Below are 24715 nucleotides of genomic sequence, written 5' to 3'. Positions count from 1 at the left end.
AAGAGCTTTACCTATTATTTTATAATTAATATTAATTATGCTGGAATCAAAAGATTACTTAAAAGATATTACCACAAATATTAAAATTGATCCATTAAAATTCTGCATCAGTCATTCTTACTTGTCTTATAGAGAAACTTCTGCTACAACTTTGGAACAACTGCAAAAATTGCCACTAGAAGTTCAGTTTAGTTACTTTAATTCACAGTTATTAGATTTTTTATATCAAACTTACTTTAAAGGTTTACAAATAGTAGAATACGCTCAATTTTACAAGACAAACGAGCAAATTTTAGAAAAAATAGCCTCCCAAGAAATAGACTGGGAATTTTATGAGAAACTGGACAAAAATAATCAAGGAAAAGGTTGGTTTCATCCGGCTTTCCATCTCATAAGAGAAGAGGCTGATGGTAGCCTCGCCGCAGAATTTGATGATGTAATTATAAACATACAACGAAAGACTCATCTTCCTCCAGTACTACAATCAGCTAGCATAAATGATGCGGTATCAATATTTTTACCTAGTAGCTATATTGGTAAATACAATTATCATGCTAATGGAGATAATCTTGGAGGTTTACCACCTTATAATCGTTTCGTTTACACAATACTAGTTTATTTTAACTTCAGTTCTAAAGCTGCAATTTATTCCATGAATTGTGTAACCACAAAGTTGAATGCAGCTAAAATTCCCTTTGTTTTCCATGTATTGCACAATCCTTTGAATTATAGATTTTATAACTCTGGAGTTCTGAAAGTTTTTGCTTACGAATACAATCCCGATATATACAAAGACTATATTTTGCCAGTCTTACAAACAATTTATGCAGAAAATAAATACTATTTTCGCGAAGAAGTTCCGATATTTACTAAAAAAATTGCACCTGGTATTGGTTTAGCTGAACGTCCAAATACTGAAATAAAGTTGAGAAATTCACTAGATTCTGAAGGTAATTATTGTGAATTTGTTGCTGATGCTTTGTTAGAGGCTTATCAGAATAATGATAATTCGCCGGAGAAGCGAATGAAATATATACTCAGAAAATTTGAACAATATGGAATTGATATAGAGCGCCCCTATCTCAATCCTAATGCAGAAGATATTTATACACCATTGGTATAGAGCTAATGCTAATTAAATCTTGATGAGAAGCCTACACTCACCACGCTGGGAGTGTAGGATTCATGCTATTGCTCTACAATTGTTTAATAACCTCTACATGCTCTATTTGCTGCTTTACCCACTCAGCAAAAAATGCTGACATAATTTGATAACGCAACTTCTCATTCAATTCTGGTTGAATAATCTCTTCTAGCATAATTAAATGTACTCCCTTAGATGTAATAATTGGCTTGAGAAGTTGGGGAGGTTTAGCAGCAAAAACAGTAGCAGAAATTTCTGGCTTTAAATCCTGACGATTGACTTTTCCTCGATATCCACATTTGCGACGTAATTCTGTATCTTGTATGTATTGGTGAGCAACATCATAAAAACTAATTTCACCCTCCATAACGGCATAAAATAGTTCCATAGCTAAGTCTTCATCATCCAACACCACTTCATATATCACTGCACCAGCGTAGTCTAGTTGATTTTCAAAAAAATAGGGTTCAACTTTATCTGCAAACAGATGTTGGGCTAACTTATTAGCAAGTAAATTAGCGTAAACTAATTCTTCAAAATCATCTACAGAGAGAGCGCGTTCTTCTAACCATTTCCAGGTATCTTCAGCAGTTGCTAATTCATACATTAAGCGGAAAGTATCTGCTGCTTTTTGAAGTTCTTCAGTCTCTATTTTTATACCCATATCGGACACAGTATTTTCAATTATCTTGCGGGTAATAATTTTTTCAATAAAATCGGGAATTTGGCAGCATTGCTTGACAATATGTAGAATATCTTGGTTAGCAATTGTGATAGTCTTTAACATGATTTCGGTCTAAAAATAAATATCGATTACATAAAGTTAGGAGCAGCTATTAACTGTTAATCTCCCTGTTGCAACTGTTTAAATGGATCGAGGATAAAATTAATAATCCGACGCTGACGTACAATTACTTCTGCTGTTGCTGTATCGCCAGGACGTAAAGGTATACATTTATTTTTACCATGGATACAATTACTCTTCAGGGAAATTTCTAAGTTATATGCAGAGAGTTTTCCATTAGGTGTATCCACTTCTGATGTAGTTGGGGAAATTTCTAATAATTCTCCTTCAAGAATTCCATAATCTTGAAATGGATAAGCATCAAATTTAATTTTTACTGGCAATCCTTTGCGTAAAGAACCGCTTTCAGATGTTGGCATTTGCGCCCTAATAATTAAAGGTGAACCTTCTGGAGAAATCTCTGCAATCATTGTTCCAGGTTGAACGACTGCACCCGGACGTTGAATTGGTAGTTGAAATACTCTACCAGCGATGGGAGATTTTAATACTCGTTGCTGCAATTGCAACTGTAAGCTATTGATTTGACTATTAGTTTGAGCAACTTCTGCTTGTAACGTTGTCATTTCTGTTTCTAAATTATTTAATTGTTCCTCGCTTTTGAGTAGAGCCAGTTTTCCAGAATGAGTTAAGGTTTGATAACTTCTTTGCTGTTCTTTCAAGCGCAAATATGCTTGTTCAATTTCTGCCTTTGCTTGACGAATTGTGCGTTGATAACTACTTTGCTGTTCGGCTAGACGTAGATTAGCTTGTTTAATATCTGATTTGCTTTGTTCGTATACTCTCTGTCTGTCTTTAGCTATATCTCGCTTATCTACAACATGAATTTCTGGGATAGCACCTGCTTGTTTAAGTTGGCTGTAGCGTTCTACCTCTCTTTGAGCACTTGCTAAACTATTTTCTAATAATTTATTTGCAGTGTGAGCTTGTTCGATAGTCTGCTGTGCCTGATTAACTTGGGTAATTTTTTCGGCTTTTTGGATTTCATAGGAATTTTTTAAAGCCGTTAAATTTTGCTGCGCTTGCTCGATTTGGGACTGTTTTTCTAACTCTTGGGCTTGATTTTGTTGTTGCTGAGTTGCTATAGTTACTACTAGCTGATTTTTTAAAAGATTTAATTGCGATCGCCTATTTAATTGCCCTTCTAATTTATCTTTTGTTTGGCGTAATTCTGCCTGGACTAATTCTGAATCTAATATCAATACAGGTTCTCCAGGTTTAACTAGATCCCCTTCTTTAACTGGGATAGAAGTTACTGTTCCTGGTACTGCGCTATCTAACTTAACTGTTTTACCCTTTGGCTCAAGTCTTCCCTTGGCTGTACCAGTTTCATCTACTTTAGATAGCATCGCCCAAGGCAGAGCAATAGATACAAAACTCAGCAGAAAATATAACATTCCCCTTGTCCAAACTTGGGGTAAGCTATCAAGTATATCTTTAGTATGTTCAGACCAATCATCAGCTAATTTAGTTACATTTATCGATGAATTGTCTTGCTCTTCGTATTCATTAATTGTAGTTGCAACTTTATCATTTAATATCTCTGACATTATGTATCCTTTAAGTTGAAATCTAGCAGGGATAACAATTCTGTATCATTTGTGAAAAACTCACTATTGACTGTATACAGTATTTTAATTTCTGATTTAGAACTGCTATATGAGTTAGAAGTTAAAATTTAAATTATGTAATAATTACGTTATGCTGATGCGTCTAACTGTTGCTGATTGAGATAAAAATAATGTCCGCGTCTTGCCATCAATTCTTGGTGATTTCCACTTTCAATCAACACGCCTTTATCTAATACCAAAATCAAATCTGCATTTCTGACGGTGGAAAGACGATGGGCAATTACTAAGGTAGTTCTTCCCTTGAGAATTGTGTTGAAGTTCTTCTGAATAATGCGTTCTGACTCTGTATCTAAATGAGAAGTTGCCTCATCTAAAATTAATAAGCGAGGATTACCTAATAAAGCTCTAGCTATGGCAATTCTTTGCCTCTGTCCTCCAGATAGCATCCCTCCGCCTTCACCAATTTGGGTTTCATAACCCATTGGCAATTTTTTAATAAATTCATCAGCACCAGCTAGCTTTGCCGCTTCGATGATTTCTTCTAATTTGGCTCCTGGATGTCCTAAGCTAATATTGTCACGAATTGTACCACCAAATAAAAAGGTATCTTGGTCAACTACTCCAACTTGTTGGCGTAAGGAACGTAAAGAGATATTGGTAATATCGCATCCATCAACTAAGATTTTGCCATCGCTAGGAAGATATAAGCCTAAAACTAACTTAGAAATCGTAGTTTTCCCAGAACCACTACGCCCAACTAGTGCTACCATTTGCCCTGGTTTAATTTGAAAGCTGAGATTTTCAATTACATTAGTATCGCTTTCTGAGTTATAGCGAAATGTGACATTTTCAAACCGAACTTCACCTTGAATCGAAGGTAAGCTTTGTCTGATTTGATGTTGTAAATTCTCCTCAGGTTCGGTGTCTAACACATCATTAATGCGTTCCATTGAAATGACAACTTCCTGCAATTGATTCCACAATACTGCTAAACGTTGGAAAGGGCTAATAATAGTCCCTAACAGCATATTAAATGCCACAAGCTGCCCAATTGTTAACTGATTCTGAATTACTAGATGTGCCCCAAACCATAGCAATGCTGTAGTGACTACTGCTTGAATAGAATTACTAAAAATTTGCAGACGATTTCCAATAATTTGTCCAGCAAAATTAGTTTTAACTGCTTTGTGCAATAACTCTTCCCAATGCCAGCGAACTGTTTGTTCTATGGCTGTCGATTTTACTGTTCTTACCCCAGAAATAGTTTCAATGAGATAACTACTTTCTTGGTTATAAGCACTAAATATTTCCCTAGAAATCTTCTTTAAAAAGGGTGTGGCAATCAATGCTAATAAAAAGAATGGCGGTACAATTACCAAGCACAATAATGCCATTTTCCAACTGTACCAAAACATTAGCCCTAAATAGATAAATACTGTAAGTAAATCTAAGAGGGTTGATAATGCTTCACCAGAGAGAAAACGTTGAATTTTGCGGTTTTCTTGAACTCGAGAAATAATATCCCCAACATAACGAGTTTCAAAAAAACTTAAAGGAAGTTGTAGGGTATGACGGATAAATCCCACAATCAAAGCTACATCTAGCCTATTAGCTGTATGATCTAGTAAATATTGCCGCAAACCTGTTAGTGCTACCCGAAACAGATTGAAAATTAGCAACCCTAAACCTACAGCTGTTAAGGTCAATTCAGAACGCTGCACCACCACTCTATCGAGAATAAGTTGGGTAAATAAAGGTGCAATCAATCCAAATATTTGAATAAAAAGGGAAGCTAGAAATATTTCCAGCATCACCAACCCGTACGGTTTGATTAATTCAAAGAATTGCCAGAAGGGTGTTGTACTCTCTTCGGTATCTTTGAAAAGGGCTGTAGGTTGCAACAGTAAAGTATATCCAGTCCAATCTGCTTTAAATTCCCGATGAGTGAGGGTACGCTGACCAATGGCGGGGTCTGCAACTATCACATATTTCTTGGTGATTTCATAGACAACTATGTAATGCTTGCCTTGCCAGTGAACAATTGCAGGTAGTTTTTGCTTCCCTAGCTGGTCGAGACTAGCTTTGACTGGTCTAGTGTTAAATCCGATACTTTCTGCTGCTGCTGACAATCCCCGCAGAGATGCACCGTTGCGGTCAACATTAGCAATATCTCGCACGCGATTAACACTAAAGCGTTTTCCCCAATAACGAGACACCATCACCAAACAAGCTGCACCGCAGTCTGATGAACTCTGTTGGGCAAAAAATGGATAGTTTTTAGTGACGCGCTGCCATAAATGACCTACTCTTTGTGTGGGGTTGGGAAAGTAGGCTTTGCTAATCTTTTTCTGTAGATTACTTACTGGTGCTGGGGAAGTAATAGTCTGTTCTTCTCGTTTAGCAAACTGTTGTGGCAGATTGGGAGATACTGGTTCGCTGTCAGACTGGACTAACAGGGAATTTCGCGATCGCGCTTTGGTACGTAAATGTTCGTAAATTTGGGGATATTTGCTTATCAATGGTGACAGCGCTTCCCCAGAAAGAAAAGCCAAGTGTAAATTGACACTAGCTCTTGCTGCATAAGCTTTAAAACCAGCTTCCTGAAATAAGGTAAATTCACCAAATGATTCTCCTACCTCCAAGGTTGCAATCAGTTCACCTGTTTCATCAAGCAATCTGACTTTACCTGCAAGTACGATGTAGATACCTGGTTCAACATCTGTTCCTTGCCAAAATTTCCCTACTTTGGGTGTAAGAGATTTAACTTGGGTAAGGCAGGGCTGTAAGTCTTCTGAAGAGAGAGAATAACCCAAGACAGTACATAATTGCTGCAAAGACAGCAACTCTGATATATATTCCGCCATGACATGAAATCTTGTATTTCTACTTAGTTTTTATGTGTATTTATTTTTCTGATTCCAAAAGAAAAAATCCGGAAAAATTCAGTGATTTTTCGGATTTAAGATCGGAAATCAAGATTTTTTGTCCTGTGGTTTTTTCTGTATTTTCACCTGTAGATGGGTTGGGTTTGGGAATTGTTGATAATCCCATCTGTTTGAGGACTCGCTTGAGATGGCGATCGCTAACTTCAATACCCAATTCTTTTGCTAAATGCTTTCTCAACCAGCTGACTGTCCAACGTCTAAACCCATAACCATAATCTCTGGGGCTTTGCGAAAGCAACTCTTGTAAGCGTTCTAAATATTCCTGATTAATAGCTTTCGGACGACCAAGAGGACAATCTTGCCATTGGTGCGCCATCCCACTCCGAGCAATATGCATCCAATGCCGTGCTGTTGCCGGACAACATGCTACTATCTGACAAATTTCTGTTTGAGTTTTGCCTTCATCTGCCAACAACATAATTTCTATTCGCTGACGATAAGACTCAGACAAATCCTCTTGGAGATTTTTTTGCAGCAGTTTGCGCTGAAATGATGTTAAATACTTACCCGACCCAATATTTGGGAAATTAACTTCAGGTTGCTCAAAATCTTTTGACATCACAGTATCGGCTGTTTATTCCCTATAGATTGACTGATAAACTTTATATGCACCCTGACAGTTAAAGCAGATCTAACCGTAAAAATCGGTATATCTTCAGTTCTTCTGAGTACGTTGTATAAGACAAACACAAGTTTTTCTGCCCCCCAAAAGTCAATACTTTGGGAATTGATACTAGTAACTACACAGAGAATAAATATTTTTCCGTAAAAATTTTATTTAGTGCGATTAAGCGAGTAAATGCGCTATTGAACAGAGGTTGCGTGCTTGGCGCGAAATCTTGCTAGCTACGTAGTCAAAAAATCTTTGCGACATATAATATCATGTCCGCCAAATTACTTGTGATATGTCATTGTGAGTGGAACGCAGTGGGACGACGCAATCGCAAAGACTTTGGGATTGCTACTCTTCGAGAACGCTTTCAGCGAACGCTTCGCTCGCAATGACGACTGTTTAACCGGACATGATATAAATTATTCGTAAGGGCACAACAATGTTGTGCCCTTAGCCATCGGCCGCATTATTCTATTAACTTTCTATGAGATTTTTAAATGACAAATGACTGTTAAAAAATCTGATCCAAGCGCTGAAAATCTCGCTGCACCTCATTCCATAAAGCTTTGTTATTGGGGTCTGTCTTCAGGGCTTTTTTGAGATAAATTCTGGCTTTCAGCACCTGATGTTGCTCGATTAGTACCCGTCCCCAAACTTGATAGGCAATAGCTTGCCACTGGCGAACTTCAGCATCGTCTGGTAAGCGATCTGCCAAAGCTTCTACGAGTGCGATCGCTTGCGGATACCGTTTTTCTTTTAAAAACCGCTGCAACTGTTCGTAAGTCTTCCACTTGAGCCGCTGTTCTATGTCTGTGACACTTGGCGGCTTTGGTGTTGTCGCTTGTTGAGTTTTCACCGAAGCTGCTGGTGGTTTCTCCTGCGGTGTTGCTGTTGCCTGTTTTTCCTCACGCGCAGACACCTGCGATTGACTCGAAGTACTCACAGTATCCTCAGGTATAACTACCGTCAGTAGGAGTTTGTAGGCTTCTGTCAATGCAATAAATTTATCTTTAGCTTTGTTGTCAGCAGGGTTGATGTCGGGATGATATTGCTGCGCCAATCGTCTGTAAGACGCTTTGATGTCGGCAAAAGAGGCCCCCGATCTTAAACCCAATACACGGTAGCAATCTCCAAGATCCATCTTGAGCTATTAGCTATCAAATATTCAGCTTCAAGCTTGTGGCTTAAAGTCTGAGGTAATTAATAATAAAGATTTATATTTTAATTGAAAGTTCACGATTGACAATTTATTTTGTGTATGGGGCAAACAAGGAGTGTGGGAAGTGTGGGAGGATGGGGGAGATGGGGAAAGCTAAGAAAGTATGTTTATTTTCTCCCCTCTCTCCCCACACTCCCCCATCTCCCTATTACGGACGTTCTTCAATTACACGGTCAATCAAACCGTATTCTTTAGCTTCTTGGGCAGACATGAAAAAGTCACGATCCATGTCTTTTTCAATTTTGGCTAAAGTTTGACCAGTGTTGTTGGCATAAATCTGATTGAGCTGGTTACGAATCCGCAGAATCTCTCTAGCTTCAATTTCGATATCCGTTGCTTGGCCGCGGGTGCCACCAGAAGGTTGGTGAATCATAATCCGCGAGTGAGGCAGTGCCATGCGTTTGCCTTTGGTGCCAGCAGCCAACAGGAAAGACCCCATTGAAGCAGCTAAACCAACGCAAATTGTCACCACATCTGATTTGATGTGTTGCATGGTGTCATAAATTGCCAAGCCGGAAGTCACCATACCACCAGGGGAATTGATATACAAATAAATGTCCTTGCCTGGATCTTCCGAGTCCAGGTATAACATAACTGCAATAATTTGGTTGGCAATTTCGTCATCAATGTCTCGCCCTAAGAAAATAATTCTTTCTCGGTAAAGGCGATCGTAGATGCTAATCCAATCTGTAAATTGCCCTCCGGGCATCCGGTAAGGAACTTTAGGAACACCTATAGGCATTTTTGCTACTCCGTTTGTAATTAGTCATTTAGTCATTCATCATCAGTCATTGGTCATTTGTCTCATACAAAGGACAAAGGACAAATGACAAAGGACAAATTAAAGGATGCTTGCAGGCAGAGGTGGATTGGCAAGTTCTTCTTTTTCAAAAACTCGATCGATCAAACCGTATTCCTTAGCTTGATAGGGAGTCATGTAAAAGAGGCGATCCATATCTTTGGTAATTTTTTCTGGGGGTTGGCCAGTGGTGCGAGATATGATGTCAACCATTGAGGCCTTATTTGCCAGAACTTCCTTCGCCCGAATTTGAATATCCGTTGCTTGACCTTGGGCGTAGCTCTTAGGCTGGTGCAGGATAATAGTAGCGTTGGGTAAACTGGCGCGGCAACCTTTAGTACCGGCACCGAGTAGCATCGCTGCCATACCCATTGCTGAACCAATGCAGATAGTGTGGATGGGTGGCTTGATGTATTTCATAGTGTCATAGATGGCGAAGGCTTCGGTTTCAAAGCCAATCGGATCGCCACTATAACCGGATGTGCCAGTGGAGTTGATATAAATTTTAATCGGCTTCTCGGGGTCGTCGGACTGCAAATACAGTAGTTGAGCGACGATTAATTCTGTGACAGCAGGCACCAGGGGCATCCCAAGATAGACAATTCGCTCCTTCAACAATAGGGAAGGTAAATCTGGCGGCGGCGTCCGGTAAAAATTATCGCCGTAGTAGGGGGCTTGAACAGCCTTGATGGGGGAAATGTCCATAGCAACTGATCGCCTGAAATTATGCCGTTAACTGTAATACATACTAGCGCGATGCTAGCTATCTTCAAGGTGTGGATTTCTGGCTAATGTGTCAGGGGGCTGAACATCTGCCAATCCTTAGCTTCTAAGATATTCTTGAATATAAGCTACTGCGATTTATAAGTTGCATATTTTTTCGTTAAGGTTGTCAAGGGTCAAGAGGAGCCAATCACGTGCGGAGGTTCCCTCCATTGAGTGAATTGGCGTTTAAGAGTCAAGAAACTTTGGACTTTTAAAAACGTAATTAATGTATCTGCTTTCCGTAGCTTTAATGTTACGCTTTGAAGTTATTTATAAAAATGTGTATCCTAACTAGGAACTTTGCGTTATGAAAGTTAACTTACAGCCAGTCCTGAATGATAGTAATTTAGATGCCCATCAACCGAACAGTCAGCGTCAATTATCGCTTTCGATTTCGGCAATCGGTGAAATTTTGGATCGCAATGTCCCACTTAATTTATGTTTAATTCTCGATCATAGTGGTTCGATGAATGGGCGACCGCTAGAAACTGTCAAGCAAGCTGCAATTCGTTTGGTTGATAGGCTAAATCCTGGCGATCGCTTGAGTGTTGTGGTGTTCGATCACCGGGCTAAAGTCTTAGTACCCAATCAAGTAATTGAAGATCGAGAACAGATCAAAAAGCAAATTAGCCGCTTGAGTGCTGATGGTGGGACGGCAATTGATGAAGGTTTGCGATTGGGCATTGAAGAGTTAGCTAAAGGGAAAAAAGACACTGTTTCTCAAGTCTTTTTATTAACTGATGGCGAGAACGAACATGGTGATAACGATCGCTGTTTAAAATTTGCGCAATTGGCTGCTAACTATAACTTGACTTTAAATACTTTGGGATTTGGTGACAACTGGAATCAAGATATTTTAGAAAAAATTGCTGATGCTGGCTTGGGTACGCTGTCTTACATTCAAAATCCCGATCGCGTAGTGGAGGAGTTTAGCCGCCTGTTTAACAGAATTCAAACAATTGGCTTGACTAATGCTTATCTGCTATTCTCCCTGATGCCCAATGTCCGATTGGCGGAACTCAAACCGATTGCCCAAGTTTCTCCCGATACGATTGAGTTACCCGTGCAACCAGAAGCAGATGGACGGTTTGCCGTGCGTTTGGGAGACTTAATGAAGGATGTGGAACGGGTGATTTTAGCTAATATTTATTTGGGACAATTGCCCGAAGGTAAACAAGCGATCGCAAACGTGCAAGTCCGCTACGATGACCCTGCTAACAACCAAACAAAGTTATTTACACCCAACATCCCAGTTTATGTGAATGTAACTAAAGTTTACCAACCTGCTGCTAATACTGAAGTGCAGCAGTCTATCCTGGCATTAGCTAAATATCGCCAAACTCAGTTAGCAGAAGCCAAATTACAACAAGGCGATCGCGCTGGGGCGGCGACAATGTTGCAAACTGCGGCGAAAACTGCTTTGCAAATGGGAGATACAGGTGCAGCCACAGTATTGCAAACTTCCGCCACTCGCTTGCAAGCTGGTGAAGAGTTATCCGAAAGCGATCGCAAGAAAACTAGAATTGTCTCAAAAACAGTTTTGCAGGATACTCCTCGCCAATGAAAGTAAAATTACTGTCGGTGCTGAATGATAGTAATGTTGATGTGGCGCAAGCGGCTAGCCAGCGTCAACTGGGCATTTCCATTTCTGCAATTGCTGGGGAATTTGATAGCAATTTGCCACTCAACTTATGCTTGATTCTCGATAAAAGTGGTTCCATGCATGGACAACCCATCAACACCGTGATTCAAGCAGTAGAAGGATTACTCGATCGACTAAAACCAGGCGATCGCATTTCGGTTGTCGCCTTTGCTGGTTCAGCTGAAGTGATTATCCCCAACCAGGTAGTTCAAGACATCGAAAGCATTAAATCACAAATTAAAAACAAACTTAGCGCTAGCGGTGGCACAGTAATTGCTGAAGGTTTGGCGCTGGGAATTACAGAACTGATGAAGGGTACAAAAGGTGCTGTTTCCCAGGCGTTTTTGCTGACAGATGGACATGGTGAAAGCAGCTTGCGAATTTGGAAATGGGAGTTAGGGCCAGATGACAACAAACGCTGTCTAGAACTTGCCCATAAGGCTACTAAGTTCAACTTGACTCTCAACACCTTAGGATTTGGGACGAATTGGAACTCTGATTTACTAGAAAAAATTGCCGATGCTGGTGGTGGAACTCTAGCTTATATCGAGCATCCCGAACAAGCAGTAGATGAATTTAGCCGTTTATTTAGACGGGTTCAGTCTGTAGGGCTAACTAATGCCTACTTGCTATTGTCCTTAATGCCAAATGTCCGGCTAGCGGAACTCAAACCGATTGCCCAAGTAGCCCCAGATACAATTGAGTTACCAGTGGAACAAGAAGCCGATGGACGCTTTGTTGTGCGCTTGGGAGACTTGATGCAAGATGTGGAACGGGTAGTTTTAGCCAATATTTATCTAGGCAATTTAGCTGAAGGTAGACAAGAGATCGGCCACGTGCAAATTCGTTATGACGATCCATCTGTAGATAGACAAGGCTTAGTTTCGGCGATCGCACCTGTGTATGCAGATGTGGTTCGCGTTTACCAGCCAAATCCCAATCCCCAGGTACAGCAGTCGATTTTAGCATTAGCTAAGTATCGCCAAACTCAATTAGCAGAAGCAAAATTACAACAGGGCGATCTTATCGGTGCTGCAACCATGCTGCAAACAGCCGCTAAAACCGCCCTCCAAATAGGAGATAAAGGTGCAGCCACAGTCTTACAAACTTCTGCCACCCGCTTGCAAGCTGGTGAAGAACTGTCAGAAGCCGACCGCAAGAAAACTAGAATTGTATCCAAGACGATTTTACAAGAATAATTTAGCGGAGGGTGGGCGATCGCCTGCCCTTGTAATTCGTAATTTTTGAAATAGCTTACTCTTGGTCGGTTGGTTCCAAAGTAGTGTTAGGCTGCTCACTACTACCGCTTCTGCCTGCTTCTAACTTTTGGCGAATTGCGGCTTGAACTTTCTCATCAAAATCTGGATCTTCTGGACTTGCAATAATCCTGAGTGGACGCTGATTGATTCTTTCCAAGTATGCTTGAAAAGCAGCTCGATCTCCACGATGTTTAAGAAAATACTGTTTCAATTCAGGATCGGACATTGCATCGTAGTTAATTCGGCTCATCAGCAAACTCTCCATTAGGTAAGATTTGGAATTCTAGCTCTTCGTCATACCCAGCTAATATGTATATGTTACCAGTTCGATTATCAATACAAATAAGATGTATAGGCTGAATCATGATGTACGTCAGTTGATAGCTAACGCGATATAAACTCTGCAATTGAGCAACTGTAGGCATTCCGTCTACTCACTCCACCTGTCGCTCATTCTAACAGGTGTTTCTGCTTCGTTTAGGAAATTTGAAGTATTCAGTAATACTCCTAGCCGCTATCATTACAAACTGTTATGAAAATCAATGGCATTCATCATATAGCTATCATTTGTTCTGACTATGAACGCTCAAAAAAATTTTATGTAGAGGTTTTAGGGTTTCCGATTATTCAAGAGACTTTTCGCGATCGCAGAAATTCTTATAAATTAGATTTACGAGTTGGCGAAAATAGCCAAATTGAGTTATTCTCTTTTCCCAATCCTCCCCAAAGACCTAGTACGCCCGAAGCTTGCGGTTTAAGACATCTTGCATTTGCTGTTGATGATATTGAGCAAACTGTTATTGACTTACAATCGCAAGGTATAGAAGTAGAAAATATTAGAATTGATGAAATTACAGGTAATAAGTTTACTTTCTTTAAAGATCCAGATAACTTGCCATTAGAAATTTATGAGTATTAGAATATTTTTTACTCATCTTCTCTTCTTTTGAGCTTTCCACGTTCCTCCGTAAACATAAAACGGGTTATTTTCACTTAGTGAAGTCCAACATTCAGGACAAACAAATATCCATTGACCGCCTTCTTCATATTTCACTCTGTAAAAAATTGATGCAGATTGACTACAGCGATCGCATAATTTAACTCGAATTTTACTGGGCATTTTCCTTATACAAATACAGCATTTACGCACTAGTTGCTAAAATTGCAATATGTTTGACAACATTTGCAAATTCCTCGCTGAAAATTTCTCCTCAGACTTCGCCACGTGGTTGTTAGGTGAACCCATCACTTTAACTGAACTGAGTCCTCAAGAATTATCCCTTGAACCCATTCGTGCTGATGCGCTGATTTTGCTACAGTCAGCACAAAATATACTGCATCTAGAATTTCAAACCCAAATTGATGCTGAAATCCCTTTTCGGATGCTAGATTATCGAGTTCGTGTTTATCGTCGCTTCCCAAAAAAAGCAATGCATCAAGTCGTAATCTATCTCAAACAGACAAACTCAGATTTGGTGCAACAAAATACATTTTCAATTCCTCAGACGCGCCATGAATTTACAGTTATCAGACTTTGGGAACAACCGACTGAAGTATTTATGAAAACGCCTGGACTGTTACCCTTTGCAGCATTCAGCAGTACAATTGAACCAGAATTAGTGCTTAATGATGTCGCACAGCAAATTAACAGCATAACGGAATTGAAAGCTCAAAGTAATATTGCTGCTGCTACAGCAGTTTTAGCTGGTTTAGTATTAGATAAAGAGGTCATTAAACGAGTTTTGAGGTCAGATATTATGCGTGAATCAGTGATTTATCAAGATATTTTAGAAGAAGGTAAAGCTGAAGGCAAAGCCGAAGGTAAAGCCGAAGGTAAGGCTGAGGCTTTACTTGAAGTGGCAAGAAATCTAATTAATACTGGTATGCCATTAGCACAAATAGCAAATGTTACAGGCTTATCAACAGATCGGTTAGAGAATTTACAGGTGGAATTAAGAAGCGACGATAACCAATAAGGTTCATTCTTTCCCGATAGAGTTAGTCTCATGAATATAATAAACAATCGGTGCAGTTAACCTACACCGATCGCTAAATTCGTTTGAATTAAACATTCTATTGTCTTATGCCAATGCTGAAGCCTGAGGTTTAGCAAAAATCATGCGTCCGGCGGAAGTTTGCAAAGCACTGGTGACTACTACTCGCAGTTCCCCGCCTACATAACTGCTACCTTCCTCGACAACAACCATTGTGCCATCATCTAGATAACCGATTCCCTGGCTGGGTTCTTTGCCTTCTTTGAGAATCTTCAAATCAAGATTATCGCCAGGTAAATAGGTAGGACGAACAGCGTTAACTAAATCATTGACATTCAATACTGGTACTTTCTGCACGCTAGCAACTTTTGATAAATTGTAGTCGTTAGTTAGCAGCGTACCGTTGATTTCTTGAGCGAATCGCACTAACTTCGCATCTACTGTGGGAATATCTTCGTAGTCAGATGGGTTGATGAGGATGCGATCGGGATAAGCTTCTTTAATGCGGTTGAGAATTTCTAAGCCTCGCCTTCCCCGCACCCGCTTTTGGTCTTTACTAGCATCGGCTACTTGCTGTAATTCTTGCAAGACAAACTGCGGTACGATAATTTGTCCTTCGAGAAACCCAGTTTCTAAAAGTGATTCAATACGACCATCAATAATACAGCTAGTATCTAAAACTTTAGTATTGGCAGGTTTGAGAGTCCCTTCCGCTACCATCGTTTCGACAGTGTTGGGATTAATAAATCGCAACAAACCTCGCCCGTGAGTGTCAGCCAAATTCATGCCCGTGACAGCCAGTATAATACTACCGACAACAGCCACTAAAGGCTTAATAAAACTAAAATCAGGGGGAATAGGTAGCAAAAATAGCGGGGCTAGCATCAAGTTGGCTAATAATAGCCCAATCACTAAACCGATCGCTCGCGTTAAGATCGCTTCCAGAGGCATTTCTTTGACTTGTGCTTCTAAACGTCGATATGTCGTTTGGAAACTCAGTCCCACTGCACCGCCAATAATAGCGGCAAAAACGGCAACAACTAAGCGTAAAGCTTCTAGGTTTGTTACCCTGTCTAGCGAACCATTGGGTAGTAGTTCTATGCTATAGAACCCTATACCCGCTGCTGCTAGGATAAATGAGAGAATAATAATTGCATCAAGCATGGTTGTGTTGTTTTCCTGCAACTGGTATTAACCGAAAGAGTTTAAGTATTTTTTATTTCATCGGCAAAACCAATTGATAAATGTTCACTTAACTCTAGGGGTTTAAGCAGGCAATATCTGCAAATATTATAACCAAATAGGTTTAACTTCATATTTTTCATCGTTTTGTTGTAAAACGATAAATCCTGTAAATAAACTACTAATTTTTATCGTTTGTATTGTCAGTACAATTAATTTTAATGTTTCTCACAATGGATAAAAAAGTTAATTTTTATAGCATTCCTAGGTCTGCTTATGTACATATTCCATTTTGTAGACGCAGGTGCTTTTATTGCGATTTTCCCATATCTGTTGTGGGCGATCGCTTGCGTGGTGAAACATCTGGTACTATCTCCCAATATGTAGAACTACTAACTCAAGAAATCAGCATTACACCGATATTTGGTCAACCCTTAAAGACGATTTTTTTTGGCGGTGGTACTCCTTCACTACTCTCAATAGACCAGTTACAAAAGATACTAAAGACACTAGAAAAGCGTTTTGGGATTGTACCAGGGGCAGAAATTTCAATGGAAATGGACCCAGGTACGTTTGATTTAGCACATATCGCAGGTTATCGCAGTCTTGGGGTGAATCGGGTAAGTTTGGGCGTACAGGCTTTTCAAGAAGAGTTACTCAAAGTTGCTGGGCGATCGCACTCAACTGCGGATATTTTTGCAGCTGTGGAATTAGTCCGCAAAGTCGAGATTCCCGAATTTAGTTTAGACTTAATTTCTGGTCTACCACATCAGTCTTTAGATTGTTGGCAGGATTCGCTAGCACAAGCTGTAGGGATATCTCCAACCCACATCTCTATCTATGACCTTACAATTGAGCCAGGTACGGCTTTTGGTCGTTATTACAAACCAGGCGATCTCCCTTTACCCACAGATGAAACCACAGTCAAAATGTACCAGATGGCACAGCAAGTTTTGACTGGTGCAGGTTACGAGCATTATGAAATCTCTAACTATGCTCAACCCGGTCATCAATGTCAGCATAATCGGGTTTATTGGGAAAATCGACCTTATTATGGTTTTGGTATGGGTGCGGCTAGCTACATTGAGGGGAAACGGTTCACTCGTCCGCGCAAGACTAAAGAGTATTACCAATGGGTAAAAGCTGGCTGTGTAGTCGATTGTGAAGTCACACCAGCAGATGAAGTTTTGTTAGAAACCTTAATGTTGGGATTACGTTTAGCTGAAGGTGTGAATTTATCCACATTAGCAGCGGAGTTTGGCGAGAAGAAGGTAGAGGAGATTCACAAATTTTTACAGCCGTATTTGGCGAAAGGTTGGGTAGAAATTGTAGAGGGACAATTACGTTTGAGCGATCCCCAAGGATTTTTATTTTCTAATGTGGTTTTAGCGGAGTTGTTTGCAGAATTGGGTGAATAAAAAACTCCAATTAACAAGAAGCGTCAGATTTGGGTTTACTAGCAATCAAAGCAGCATGAGCCTTTGGCAAAGAGTATTCGCCATAACTACGCAAGATCTCAACTTGAAAACCAACTCGATGCAGTTCATCGGCAATATCTGTCGCTTTGTATAATCGTTGGTAGTGTATTTCGTCATCCCGCCTGTAGTGTTCTCCGACTTGGCGAAAGGTGATAATCCGACGCTTTAAGAGGTTTTGCTCTGGATTTTCTTCTTTTTCGACCAGTACTACCCAATCTTGACCTTCAGTAAATCCTTTAGTTATTCCTTGTGTTACCTGTCCTGGTTCTGCAATGTCGAAGATGCAGACACCACCAGGAGTTAAAGCGCTATATATGCGTTGGAAAAGATTAATCGGGGTTTGGCAATTGCTCTGGGGATCAAACAGATAATTAAGACATTCACCGATGGATGTTACAGCATTGCACGGCGGAATATCAACCTGAAACAATGAGCCGATGCGAAACTCAGCATTTGGCACTCTGGCGCGTGCGATTTTAATCATCGGCTCAGAAATATCAATTCCCAAAACATGATAACCAGCTTTGGTAAACTCTTGTGCGGATAAACCGCTGCCACAACCCAAATCTACGATCAATCCCTCTCGGATGTTGTGTTGAGCCAGAATTTCTAATATGCCAGGAGCAGACTTGAGAGCATAATCGTTGAAACCGACATCATGAATAAATGCGAGGTCTTCTTTGTAATACTCTTGCATAATTTCTAGTTATCACTCTAGTTATGCCCGCATTTTATTCAGTTTAGCCGAAAATCTTTTACTGTTTAGTTGTTAAACTCTATCTAGTGAAAATTCATTGATATATCTTGATGCGACTGTTTTTAACTTATCACAGAGAAGTTGAAGATAAAAAGCAATATGAATATACAAGAACACTCTCTTACCCAGAACTCAACTAAACAGACAGTAGAAAAAATTGCTATCATTGGTGCTGGCCCTGGTGGTTTGGCTACTGCGATCGCACTACGAAACCAAGGATTTGATGTTCAGGTATACGAAAAAGCACAAGAGTTTCGCCCTGCTGGTACTGGTCTAGGACTCACTCCCAACGGATTGAATTGTTTAGAAGCAATTTCGCCAGGAATAGTTGAGAGTCTGAAAAGTGCAGGCTGTGAACTTCGCCAGTCAGCTTTAAAAAATGTTAATGGAGAAACAATCCGCACTAATACAGCCAAGTATTTAGAGAAATACGGTCAGACATTTATCATTATTTGGTGGTGGAATTTACAACAAGTTCTGGCATCTAGATTGCCATCAGAAATTATCCACCTCAATCATCGCTGCATTGGCTTTCAACAAAACGATCGGAGTGTGGAAATCTATTTTGATGGTGGAAATACAGTAAATGCTGATTTTGTAATTGGTGCTGATGGTGTTAACTCTGCGATTAGAGAAACTTTAACTGGAGAAGGTCAGCCTAATTATTTGCGCAGTATGTGTTGGCGTTCAGTCATCAAATATAACCACGATCTGTTTAATTCCAACGATCTAATTTTTGTTAAAGGTAATAGACAGTTCATGTACCTGCTCAACGTGGGTGATGGATACACCAGTTGGATTAGTCGTAAATTCTTACCTGATTACTCTCTTTCACAGAGTGCCGAACAAGTCAAATCTCGTATTCTCAATGAATTAAAAGACTGGGATAAATCCTTTCGGGCGGTTGTAGAAGCAACACCAGCCGAGCAAATCATGGAGCATCCTATCTGCGATCGCCCGCCATTAACTCATTGGAGCCGAGGCAGAGTCACACTTCTAGGCGATGCTGCTCATCCAATGGCACCTGCTTTAGCGCAGGGAGCAAATTCTACTTTTGAAGATGCATACGAATTGCAAGCGTGTTTATCCCAGGAATCTCATCTGGAAGCAGCTTTAAATAGGTATGAACAGCGGTGCATTGAGCGCACACAAGTTATTCAAGCTCGTAGTGCGTTAGGTGAGATGCGCTATTACGAAATCGATACTGAGACATTTGACAGGCAAATGCAAGAGCGATCGCAATTAGTAAATAATGATGATTTTCAAAGTTGGCTCTATAGCTACAAGCCATACTGACTCAAAATTACTTTAGGTAGGCAGTATGTCAAGCAAGCATTGGTCTGGACTGTACAATTCTCTTGTTAACATTAATAGGCTTGACTGTTATCTGTGGAGATTGTACCCACAGGTGTGATGTAATTAGGAGAAAAAAATGCCCAAGCTCGGAAAACCCACTGAAGAATGTGCCGCTAGAGTTATGGAAACAGTTCCTTTGCTGATGCGGTTTATCCGAGCAGATATGCGCAGTCACAATGCTGAATCTCTATCCATACCCCAGTTGCGATCGCTAGCATTTCTCAATCGCAATTCTGGTGCATCATTATCTGAGGTAGCAGAACATTTAGGCGTCACCTGTGCTACAGCATCAACAACCATAGAACGTTTAGTCCAACGCAATCTAGTGCAACGTAGCGATCATCCTCAAGAACGGCGGCGAATAGTTCTGAATTTAACTGAAGAGGGAAAACTGCTGTTAAAGCAATCCCAAGACACAACGCGCACTCATATTGCTGATATTCTAGAGCGTCTGACACCAGAACAAGTATCTGACATTGAAGAAGGCTTGGCTCTACTCAAAAATCTTTTCGAGCAAACAGATATTAAAAAAGCTCCTTAACCTTAGCCCTGATGATAAGCTTATTGAGGTTATTTGTACTTTATTGACATGACAAGTGTCCCGCATCTGGTTCAATATCAAGGCAGTAAAAGAAACCTGGCATCAGATATTCTCCAATTTCTGCCTAAAACTTTAGATAGATTGGTCGAGCCATTTGCGGGAACTGCTGCAATTAGTATTGCTGCTGCTTATCAAAAAATTTCCCAAAATTTTTGGCTCAATGATTTAAATCAACCCCTAGTTGAATTATTAGAATTAATCGTAAAAAATCCTGAAAAAATAGCAACTGGTTATGAAAATATCTGGAATGAGCAGCATAGCAATTCGCTAGAACATTACTATCAAGCCAGAGATAAGTTTAATAGGACTCACGATCCTCAAATTTTTCTGTATTTATTGGCGCGATGCGTGAAAGGGTCTGTTCGATATAACTCTGATGGTCTTTTTAACCAAAGCCCTGATAAAAGGCGAAAGGGAACTCAGCCTGACAAAATGAGAAAAAATATAGAAGGGATTTCTCGTCTGCTGAAAAATAAGTGCAGATTCACTTGTTTAGATTATAGAGAAGTTTTGTCTACAGTTAGACAAGGTGATTTTATCTATTTAGATCCCCCTTATCAAGGTGTGTGTGGTAATAGAGATACAAGATATTTTTCGGGAATCAGTTTTGATGATTTTGTTATCGCTCTTGAGGATTTAAATCGAAAAAGAGTAGCGTTTGTAGTTAGTTATGATGGCAAACGAGGAAATAAAACTTTCGGTAACACCTTACCAGAAGAATTAGGGCTGAAAAAGATAGAAATTGAGGTTGGGCGCTCATCCCAAGCAACTCTTTTGGGGCAAGAGGAAATAACGATAGAGTTCTTGTACTTATCACCATCTTTATTTCGTAATCAAACTTCAGAGATAGAAAGCTATATTAGCAGATCGCGCAAACAGCTTATTCTGATGGAGAAGTATGGATAGTTCTCAGCAGCACCCTCTCTTACCAGATGACTTCATACAACTTTGTCAGTCCGTGACTGCTAAAAGACCAAAAGCTGTGATCGATCACATTTTGCAATATGGTTTCGTAACTACAGAAGAACTCAAGAACACATACGGCTATAATCATCCTCCAAGAGCAGCAAGAGATGTTCGAGAACATGGAATTCCTCTAGAAACTTTCCGTGTTAAAGGAAGCGATGGTAGAAGAATCGCTGCTTATAGATTTGGTGATATTAGTAAGGCTAGATTTTCTAGGTTTTCTGGTAGAACTGGTCTATCAAAACAATTGAAGGATGAATTAATTAAGAGATATGGCTGTAAATGCTTCATTTATTTGGAAGAGGTAGATGAGCGTGAATTGCAGATCGATCACCGTGTTCCTTTTGAAGTTGATGGGGAACCGGAACTTTTACCTGAATACTTTATGCTGCTTTGTGGCTCTGCTAACAGAGCAAAATCTTGGTCATGTGAGCATTGTCAAAACTGGAATCATCTCAAGGATAAATCTATTTGTTTATCATGTTACTGGGCTTATCCAGAAAAATATACACATATTGCCATGCGACAAGTAAGAAGAATTGATCTCTTATGGCAAGGAGAAGATATTAGTATATACGAAAGATTAAAACAGCAAGCTGTGGAACTGAATAAAGAAATTCCTGAATTTATCAAGGAAATCATTGAAAGAGAAATCGATCGGAATGACGATAGCTAACACCACAATAGAGAACTGGTTAATAATTGATGACCTGTCTGCTTTAGGATGAGGAAGCTATGACCGAGTTACTGGGAAGAGCAATCGTCTAATTGAAAACTTTACTTGCAAGCGAGCAAGATGCGATCGCATCGCCTGGTTGTATTACAATTCGGTTCTGAATGCTAGCGACTGTCTTGTGGTTAGGGCTGGAAGCGGAAAATGCTGAAGAAGGCCCATAGTAGCGGTAATTCATAGTGTGTCTTCTCTGGGATGACGAAGCTATCCACGGCACTGGCTCCCCACTACCTCATTTCCCATGCCTGCAAAAAAATATAATTACTCAATCGCTAAAAAAATCTTTAGACATAATCCGTAATAGAGGAAGTTGCTTTTGTAGTTGCCTATACCGTTACTAAAGATATAGGACAAAAGTCAGATGTTTCTCGACAAATGTCAACATTTTTTGAAATCAAAACAGAAAAATAATTTTGTATTCTTAGCGCTAGCATCACCCGATCGGGTGACTCTGTAGGGTGAAGCAGCAGATAGCTTTCAAGCAGTAATCTGAGTTTGCAATGGCAAACTATACAAAAGTTTCAGTTTTCGGAAATATTTTTTCCCGGACAATATAAATCAAACCATTGATGGAGCCTTGCACTACAAATACGTAGTTAAGTTTATTTAAGGTGCTGAGAGAGTAGTTAGTTTTTTAACAGGAGAAATCAGGTGCTGAAAAACATTTATGAGTTCTGTGCTTCTCGTCAGGTAGCAATTCCCGCTGTTGCTTTCATCATTACCCTTGGGGTTCTAGGCGAACAGACTAAACCAGTACTGAGTAATCAAATCCAAACAGATTCTCAAATTAGTTCTGGAACGCATCTCTTATCACAGCTAAGAGAAGTAAAAGCGCAAAGACAAGTTGTGCAATCGGCTACTATCCCTAACATTGAACTGTCATCTACCGAAAGTTTTGTTCAACCATCTTCTAAAAGTTCTGCAAAAGACTTAAAAACATCAACCGCAACTACAGCAATGATGAGCAGAACTCAAAAATCTGCCGCAGAAGCAACAAATGTACCTGTAAGTAATCTGCCTCAAAACGATGGAGTTTATCTGTATGGTCAATCACCAACAGCAAACCAGATTGGTCAAGGCTACATCATATTTGAGAAGCGCCAATCTCAGGTGACGGGTGCAATGTATATGCCCAATTCTGAGTTTAGTTGTTTCCAGGGCACAATTGACCGTTCGGGAGAGTTAGCAATGACGGTTAATGCTTCGCCTGATGAAACTAGCTCAAATCAGGTTGCTACAGCCAATAGCATACCTAGCATTAATGATGATGAGTTAAGTACCTATGCTTACTCAGTTGCCCTGCAAGATTACCATCAGCTAAAGTCTATTAGTAATAATGACCGACGCATTTTGCAGATGTGCAATCAACCTACTGCCAGCGAATACCGCAAACTAGTTAAATAATGAGTCATGAAGTATAAATTATAAATTAGGAATTATCAAAACCTAATTCCTAATTTATGGTTTAAACGTTTGCAGTACTGCTGGTTATTCCGAAAATCTTAAAATCAAGTTGTAAAGTTATTTTTACTAAACCTATTAAAGATATTAGTGTCGATCGTAGGCTGCTTAGGAGTATGCGATCGCTGTTATTTTTAGCTAAAGATAAGATGAGAAATAGCTACTAAAATATGGTGGGCAATGCCCACCACACAATAAATAATGACAAATTTTTTAATACTCGATTCCCGGTTGAGCTTTTACACCTTGATCGCGGAAAGGATGCTTAATTAAAGTCATTTCTGTAACTAGATCGGCTCGCTCAATTAAAGCGGTTGGTGCACCTCTACCTGTAAGAATAACGTGAGTATCAGCAGGTTTTGTGGCTAACCCGGCTAACACTTGGTCAACTTGTAAGTAACCCATTTTCAAAGCAATATTAATTTCATCTAATAGAACTAATCTGAAGTCTGGGTTACGAATATATTCTAATGATTTCTCCCAGGCGGCTTGAGCTTTATCTAAATCGCGATCGCGGTCTTGGGTTTCCCAGGTAAAGCCTTCGCCCATAGCATGAAATTCTAACTGGTCTTGCCAATTACTGAACACCCTTTTTTCTGATGGTTCCCAGGCTCCTTTGATAAACTGGACGATCGCTACTTTATATCCGTGACCAAGCGATCGCAATACCATCCCTAAAGCCGCAGTTGTTTTACCTTTACCATTACCAGTATTTACAATAATTAATCCCTTTTCCGGTACAGCTTGTGCTATGCGCTTTTCCTGTACTTCTTTACGTCGCTGCATCTTTTTGCGGTACTGTTCGTTACTTAAAGATGAGGACATTACTTCGTCAATTACACGTGCAATCTCTTGGTCTGAATCTAATTGTTGTGGGGTGTCGTCTTTCATCAATGTTATCTAATAATACTTAACAAAGGCAGGGGGCAGATGGCAGAGGGCAGAAGATAGGATTAAATTTTATTTCATTCATCCAGATTTACGCAATTTCAGGATACTTACTGAAAATAAAGTAAAATTTTGTTCTTGTTCCAATTTTACCTAAGTTCTATTTTCTAGATATCCAGTACAATTACACTGAAAAATATTGAAAATTTATTAGCTTTTTCAACCTTATTTGCGGATAAGGAAGCTAAGTTATATGAGATACAAACTGAACCTTTGATTTTAGATCCCTATTGCTATTCTAAAGAATTTAACAGATTCATTACATCTATTTATCAAGAAAATTTTGTCATTGACTTTGATTGGCAAGCTTGGCAGAATAAAGCTCATCGTTTTGTTACAGAACCAGAATTATTAACTTTAGCAGACATTGCTACATTGCAGAAATTGTTCGCTACTCACGTGCTTTAAGCGGTCATTTAGCGGGAATAATTGACAATGGAGACTTTCTGGCAATATTCCCAAGACTACAAGCAATCCATA

26 protein-coding genes are annotated in these 24715 nt (G+C 39.7%); 12 read left to right on the top strand and 14 right to left on the bottom strand.

The window, feature by feature from the left end; all coding sequences use genetic code 11:
• Positions 1 to 37: 37 nt before the first annotated feature.
• Positions 38 to 1123 carry a T3SS effector HopA1 family protein gene (locus AACU33_RS20530; RefSeq protein WP_096590410.1) on the top strand — a complete coding sequence of 362 codons (1086 nt, stop codon included), beginning with the start codon at positions 38 to 40 and terminating at the stop codon, positions 1121 to 1123.
• 73 nt (positions 1124 to 1196) lie between these two features.
• Here AACU33_RS20530 and AACU33_RS20525 read toward each other — a convergent pair whose 3' ends face one another.
• The 7 genes from AACU33_RS20525 to AACU33_RS20495 form a co-directional block, all read right to left on the bottom strand.
• Positions 1197 to 1931, bottom strand: coding sequence for a peptidylprolyl isomerase (locus tag AACU33_RS20525; RefSeq protein ID WP_096590409.1), 735 nt, complete (start codon positions 1929 to 1931; stop codon positions 1197 to 1199).
• Positions 1932 to 1987: 56 nt separating this feature from the next.
• Positions 1988 to 3496 carry an HlyD family efflux transporter periplasmic adaptor subunit gene (locus AACU33_RS20520; RefSeq protein ID WP_096590408.1) on the bottom strand — a complete coding sequence of 503 codons (1509 nt, stop codon included), beginning with the start codon at positions 3494 to 3496 and terminating at the stop codon, positions 1988 to 1990.
• 149 nt (positions 3497 to 3645) lie between these two features.
• Positions 3646 to 6381 (bottom strand): peptidase domain-containing ABC transporter, encoded by a 2736-nt coding sequence (locus AACU33_RS20515; RefSeq protein ID WP_096590407.1) that lies wholly within the window; start codon positions 6379 to 6381, stop codon positions 3646 to 3648.
• A gap of 40 nt (positions 6382 to 6421) precedes the next feature.
• Positions 6422 to 7021 (bottom strand): helix-turn-helix domain-containing protein, encoded by a 600-nt coding sequence (locus tag AACU33_RS20510; RefSeq protein WP_096590406.1) that lies wholly within the window; start codon positions 7019 to 7021, stop codon positions 6422 to 6424.
• Positions 7022 to 7586: 565 nt separating this feature from the next.
• Positions 7587 to 8216 carry a J domain-containing protein gene (locus tag AACU33_RS20505; RefSeq protein ID WP_096590405.1) on the bottom strand — a complete coding sequence of 210 codons (630 nt, stop codon included), beginning with the start codon at positions 8214 to 8216 and terminating at the stop codon, positions 7587 to 7589.
• A 226-nt stretch (positions 8217 to 8442) separates the two neighbouring features.
• A complete protein-coding gene (locus AACU33_RS20500; RefSeq protein WP_096590404.1) occupies positions 8443 to 9036 on the bottom strand; it encodes an ATP-dependent Clp protease proteolytic subunit in 594 nt (197 codons plus the stop codon).
• A gap of 99 nt (positions 9037 to 9135) precedes the next feature.
• Positions 9136 to 9798, bottom strand: a complete 663-nt coding sequence (locus tag AACU33_RS20495) for an ATP-dependent Clp protease proteolytic subunit (RefSeq protein ID WP_096590403.1) — start codon at positions 9796 to 9798, stop codon at positions 9136 to 9138.
• A 367-nt stretch (positions 9799 to 10165) separates the two neighbouring features.
• Here AACU33_RS20495 and AACU33_RS20490 point away from each other — a divergent pair, with 367 nt between their 5' ends.
• Together AACU33_RS20490 and AACU33_RS20485 are read left to right on the top strand one after the other, a co-directional pair.
• The gene (locus AACU33_RS20490) at positions 10166 to 11422 is read left to right on the top strand and encodes a vWA domain-containing protein (RefSeq protein WP_096590402.1); all 1257 of its coding nucleotides are present in this window, start codon (positions 10166 to 10168) and stop codon (positions 11420 to 11422) included.
• On the top strand, positions 11419 to 12699 hold the full coding sequence (locus tag AACU33_RS20485) for a vWA domain-containing protein (RefSeq protein ID WP_096590401.1): 1281 nt from the start codon (positions 11419 to 11421) through the stop codon (positions 12697 to 12699). The genes AACU33_RS20490 and AACU33_RS20485 overlap by 4 nt, the downstream gene beginning before the upstream one ends.
• Before the next feature lie 55 nt (positions 12700 to 12754).
• Here AACU33_RS20485 and AACU33_RS20480 read toward each other — a convergent pair whose 3' ends face one another.
• Complete coding sequence (locus tag AACU33_RS20480) at positions 12755 to 13009, bottom strand: DUF6887 family protein (RefSeq protein ID WP_096590400.1); 255 nt, start codon at positions 13007 to 13009, stop codon at positions 12755 to 12757.
• Positions 12996 to 13184, bottom strand: coding sequence for a DUF6888 family protein (locus tag AACU33_RS20475; RefSeq protein WP_096590399.1), 189 nt, complete (start codon positions 13182 to 13184; stop codon positions 12996 to 12998). The genes AACU33_RS20480 and AACU33_RS20475 overlap by 14 nt, the downstream gene beginning before the upstream one ends.
• A 107-nt stretch (positions 13185 to 13291) precedes the next feature.
• Here AACU33_RS20475 and gloA2 point away from each other — a divergent pair, with 107 nt between their 5' ends.
• Positions 13292 to 13678: an SMU1112c/YaeR family gloxylase I-like metalloprotein gene (gloA2, locus tag AACU33_RS20470; protein ID WP_096590398.1), complete on the top strand. Its 387-nt coding sequence runs from the start codon at positions 13292 to 13294 to the stop codon at positions 13676 to 13678.
• A 12-nt stretch (positions 13679 to 13690) separates the two neighbouring features.
• On the opposite strand, the gene AACU33_RS20465 is transcribed toward gloA2, so the two are convergent.
• Entirely contained in the window at positions 13691 to 13879 is a 189-nt protein-coding gene (locus AACU33_RS20465; RefSeq protein WP_096590397.1) for a hypothetical protein, read from the bottom strand.
• Between the two features lie 49 nt (positions 13880 to 13928).
• Here AACU33_RS20465 and AACU33_RS20460 point away from each other — a divergent pair, with 49 nt between their 5' ends.
• A complete protein-coding gene (locus AACU33_RS20460; RefSeq protein ID WP_096590396.1) occupies positions 13929 to 14735 on the top strand; it encodes an Rpn family recombination-promoting nuclease/putative transposase in 807 nt (268 codons plus the stop codon).
• A 105-nt stretch (positions 14736 to 14840) separates the two neighbouring features.
• Here AACU33_RS20460 and AACU33_RS20455 read toward each other — a convergent pair whose 3' ends face one another.
• Positions 14841 to 15917 carry a PIN/TRAM domain-containing protein gene (locus tag AACU33_RS20455; protein ID WP_096590395.1) on the bottom strand — a complete coding sequence of 359 codons (1077 nt, stop codon included), beginning with the start codon at positions 15915 to 15917 and terminating at the stop codon, positions 14841 to 14843.
• A gap of 251 nt (positions 15918 to 16168) precedes the next feature.
• Here AACU33_RS20455 and hemW point away from each other — a divergent pair, with 251 nt between their 5' ends.
• Positions 16169 to 17353, top strand: a complete 1185-nt coding sequence (hemW, locus tag AACU33_RS20450) for a radical SAM family heme chaperone HemW (protein ID WP_096595323.1) — start codon at positions 16169 to 16171, stop codon at positions 17351 to 17353.
• Positions 17354 to 17363: 10 nt separating this feature from the next.
• Here the strand turns inward: hemW and AACU33_RS20445 are convergent, their stop codons facing one another.
• A complete protein-coding gene (locus AACU33_RS20445; protein WP_096590394.1) occupies positions 17364 to 18110 on the bottom strand; it encodes a class I SAM-dependent methyltransferase in 747 nt (248 codons plus the stop codon).
• Between the two features lie 159 nt (positions 18111 to 18269).
• On the opposite strand from AACU33_RS20445, the gene AACU33_RS20440 reads away from it, so the two are divergent.
• The 4 genes from AACU33_RS20440 (at position 18270) to AACU33_RS20425 (ending at position 21769) form a co-directional block, all read left to right on the top strand.
• The gene (locus AACU33_RS20440; RefSeq protein WP_096590393.1) at positions 18270 to 19466 is read left to right on the top strand and encodes an FAD-dependent oxidoreductase; all 1197 of its coding nucleotides are present in this window, start codon (positions 18270 to 18272) and stop codon (positions 19464 to 19466) included.
• Positions 19467 to 19602: 136 nt separating this feature from the next.
• Positions 19603 to 20067: a MarR family winged helix-turn-helix transcriptional regulator gene (locus AACU33_RS20435; RefSeq protein ID WP_096590392.1), complete on the top strand. Its 465-nt coding sequence runs from the start codon at positions 19603 to 19605 to the stop codon at positions 20065 to 20067.
• A gap of 48 nt (positions 20068 to 20115) precedes the next feature.
• Entirely contained in the window at positions 20116 to 21033 is a 918-nt protein-coding gene (locus AACU33_RS20430; protein ID WP_096590391.1) for a DNA adenine methylase, read from the top strand.
• Positions 21026 to 21769: an HNH endonuclease gene (locus AACU33_RS20425; protein WP_096590390.1), complete on the top strand. Its 744-nt coding sequence runs from the start codon at positions 21026 to 21028 to the stop codon at positions 21767 to 21769. The genes AACU33_RS20430 and AACU33_RS20425 overlap by 8 nt, the downstream gene beginning before the upstream one ends.
• An 88-nt stretch (positions 21770 to 21857) precedes the next feature.
• Here the strand turns inward: AACU33_RS20425 and AACU33_RS20420 are convergent, their stop codons facing one another.
• Positions 21858 to 22004, bottom strand: a complete 147-nt coding sequence (locus tag AACU33_RS20420; protein WP_339376169.1) for a hypothetical protein — start codon at positions 22002 to 22004, stop codon at positions 21858 to 21860.
• A gap of 473 nt (positions 22005 to 22477) precedes the next feature.
• Here AACU33_RS20420 and AACU33_RS20415 point away from each other — a divergent pair, with 473 nt between their 5' ends.
• Positions 22478 to 23230, top strand: a complete 753-nt coding sequence (locus AACU33_RS20415) for a hypothetical protein (RefSeq protein WP_096590389.1) — start codon at positions 22478 to 22480, stop codon at positions 23228 to 23230.
• 270 nt (positions 23231 to 23500) lie between these two features.
• Here AACU33_RS20415 and cobO read toward each other — a convergent pair whose 3' ends face one another.
• Positions 23501 to 24178, bottom strand: a complete 678-nt coding sequence (cobO, locus tag AACU33_RS20410) for a cob(I)yrinic acid a,c-diamide adenosyltransferase (protein WP_096590388.1) — start codon at positions 24176 to 24178, stop codon at positions 23501 to 23503.
• Between the two features lie 168 nt (positions 24179 to 24346).
• On the opposite strand from cobO, the gene AACU33_RS20405 reads away from it, so the two are divergent.
• Positions 24347 to 24643, top strand: coding sequence for a DUF6508 domain-containing protein (locus AACU33_RS20405; RefSeq protein WP_339376512.1), 297 nt, complete (start codon positions 24347 to 24349; stop codon positions 24641 to 24643).
• Positions 24644 to 24715: the final 72 nt, after the last annotated feature.

This window comes from Calothrix sp. NIES-2098 (genome assembly GCF_963875125.1).
Lineage (GTDB): Bacteria > Cyanobacteriota > Cyanobacteriia > Cyanobacteriales > Nostocaceae > Aulosira.
The sequence above is the reverse complement of the archived record's forward strand: the minus strand, read 5'-3'. Positions and strand labels throughout refer to the sequence as shown.

What these genes read in the sequence shown, in the direction of transcription:
- AACU33_RS20530 (WP_096590410.1), top strand. Translation starts at nt 38, where the DNA reads ATGCTGGAATCAAAAGATTACTTAAAAGATATTACCACAAATATTAAA.
- AACU33_RS20475 (WP_096590399.1), bottom strand. Translation starts at nt 13,184, where the DNA reads ATGCCTACAGTTGCTCAATTGCAGAGTTTATATCGCGTTAGCTATCAA.
- AACU33_RS20445 (WP_096590394.1), bottom strand. Translation starts at nt 18,110, where the DNA reads ATGCAAGAGTATTACAAAGAAGACCTCGCATTTATTCATGATGTCGGT.
- AACU33_RS20460 (WP_096590396.1), top strand. Translation starts at nt 13,929, where the DNA reads ATGTTTGACAACATTTGCAAATTCCTCGCTGAAAATTTCTCCTCAGAC.
- cobO (WP_096590388.1), bottom strand. Translation starts at nt 24,178, where the DNA reads ATGAAAGACGACACCCCACAACAATTAGATTCAGACCAAGAGATTGCA.
- AACU33_RS20430 (WP_096590391.1), top strand. Translation starts at nt 20,116, where the DNA reads ATGACAAGTGTCCCGCATCTGGTTCAATATCAAGGCAGTAAAAGAAAC.
- AACU33_RS20495 (WP_096590403.1), bottom strand. Translation starts at nt 9,798, where the DNA reads ATGGACATTTCCCCCATCAAGGCTGTTCAAGCCCCCTACTACGGCGAT.
- AACU33_RS20480 (WP_096590400.1), bottom strand. Translation starts at nt 13,009, where the DNA reads ATGAGCCGAATTAACTACGATGCAATGTCCGATCCTGAATTGAAACAG.
- hemW (WP_096595323.1), top strand. Translation starts at nt 16,169, where the DNA reads ATGGATAAAAAAGTTAATTTTTATAGCATTCCTAGGTCTGCTTATGTA.
- AACU33_RS20425 (WP_096590390.1), top strand. Translation starts at nt 21,026, where the DNA reads ATGGATAGTTCTCAGCAGCACCCTCTCTTACCAGATGACTTCATACAA.
- AACU33_RS20525 (WP_096590409.1), bottom strand. Translation starts at nt 1,931, where the DNA reads ATGTTAAAGACTATCACAATTGCTAACCAAGATATTCTACATATTGTC.
- AACU33_RS20505 (WP_096590405.1), bottom strand. Translation starts at nt 8,216, where the DNA reads ATGGATCTTGGAGATTGCTACCGTGTATTGGGTTTAAGATCGGGGGCC.
- gloA2 (WP_096590398.1), top strand. Translation starts at nt 13,292, where the DNA reads ATGAAAATCAATGGCATTCATCATATAGCTATCATTTGTTCTGACTAT.
- AACU33_RS20420 (WP_339376169.1), bottom strand. Translation starts at nt 22,004, where the DNA reads ATGAATTACCGCTACTATGGGCCTTCTTCAGCATTTTCCGCTTCCAGC.
- AACU33_RS20490 (WP_096590402.1), top strand. Translation starts at nt 10,166, where the DNA reads ATGAAAGTTAACTTACAGCCAGTCCTGAATGATAGTAATTTAGATGCC.
- AACU33_RS20465 (WP_096590397.1), bottom strand. Translation starts at nt 13,879, where the DNA reads ATGCCCAGTAAAATTCGAGTTAAATTATGCGATCGCTGTAGTCAATCT.
- AACU33_RS20510 (WP_096590406.1), bottom strand. Translation starts at nt 7,021, where the DNA reads ATGTCAAAAGATTTTGAGCAACCTGAAGTTAATTTCCCAAATATTGGG.
- AACU33_RS20440 (WP_096590393.1), top strand. Translation starts at nt 18,270, where the DNA reads ATGAATATACAAGAACACTCTCTTACCCAGAACTCAACTAAACAGACA.
- AACU33_RS20500 (WP_096590404.1), bottom strand. Translation starts at nt 9,036, where the DNA reads ATGCCTATAGGTGTTCCTAAAGTTCCTTACCGGATGCCCGGAGGGCAA.
- AACU33_RS20520 (WP_096590408.1), bottom strand. Translation starts at nt 3,496, where the DNA reads ATGTCAGAGATATTAAATGATAAAGTTGCAACTACAATTAATGAATAC.
- AACU33_RS20455 (WP_096590395.1), bottom strand. Translation starts at nt 15,917, where the DNA reads ATGCTTGATGCAATTATTATTCTCTCATTTATCCTAGCAGCAGCGGGT.
- AACU33_RS20435 (WP_096590392.1), top strand. Translation starts at nt 19,603, where the DNA reads ATGCCCAAGCTCGGAAAACCCACTGAAGAATGTGCCGCTAGAGTTATG.
- AACU33_RS20515 (WP_096590407.1), bottom strand. Translation starts at nt 6,381, where the DNA reads ATGGCGGAATATATATCAGAGTTGCTGTCTTTGCAGCAATTATGTACT.
- AACU33_RS20485 (WP_096590401.1), top strand. Translation starts at nt 11,419, where the DNA reads ATGAAAGTAAAATTACTGTCGGTGCTGAATGATAGTAATGTTGATGTG.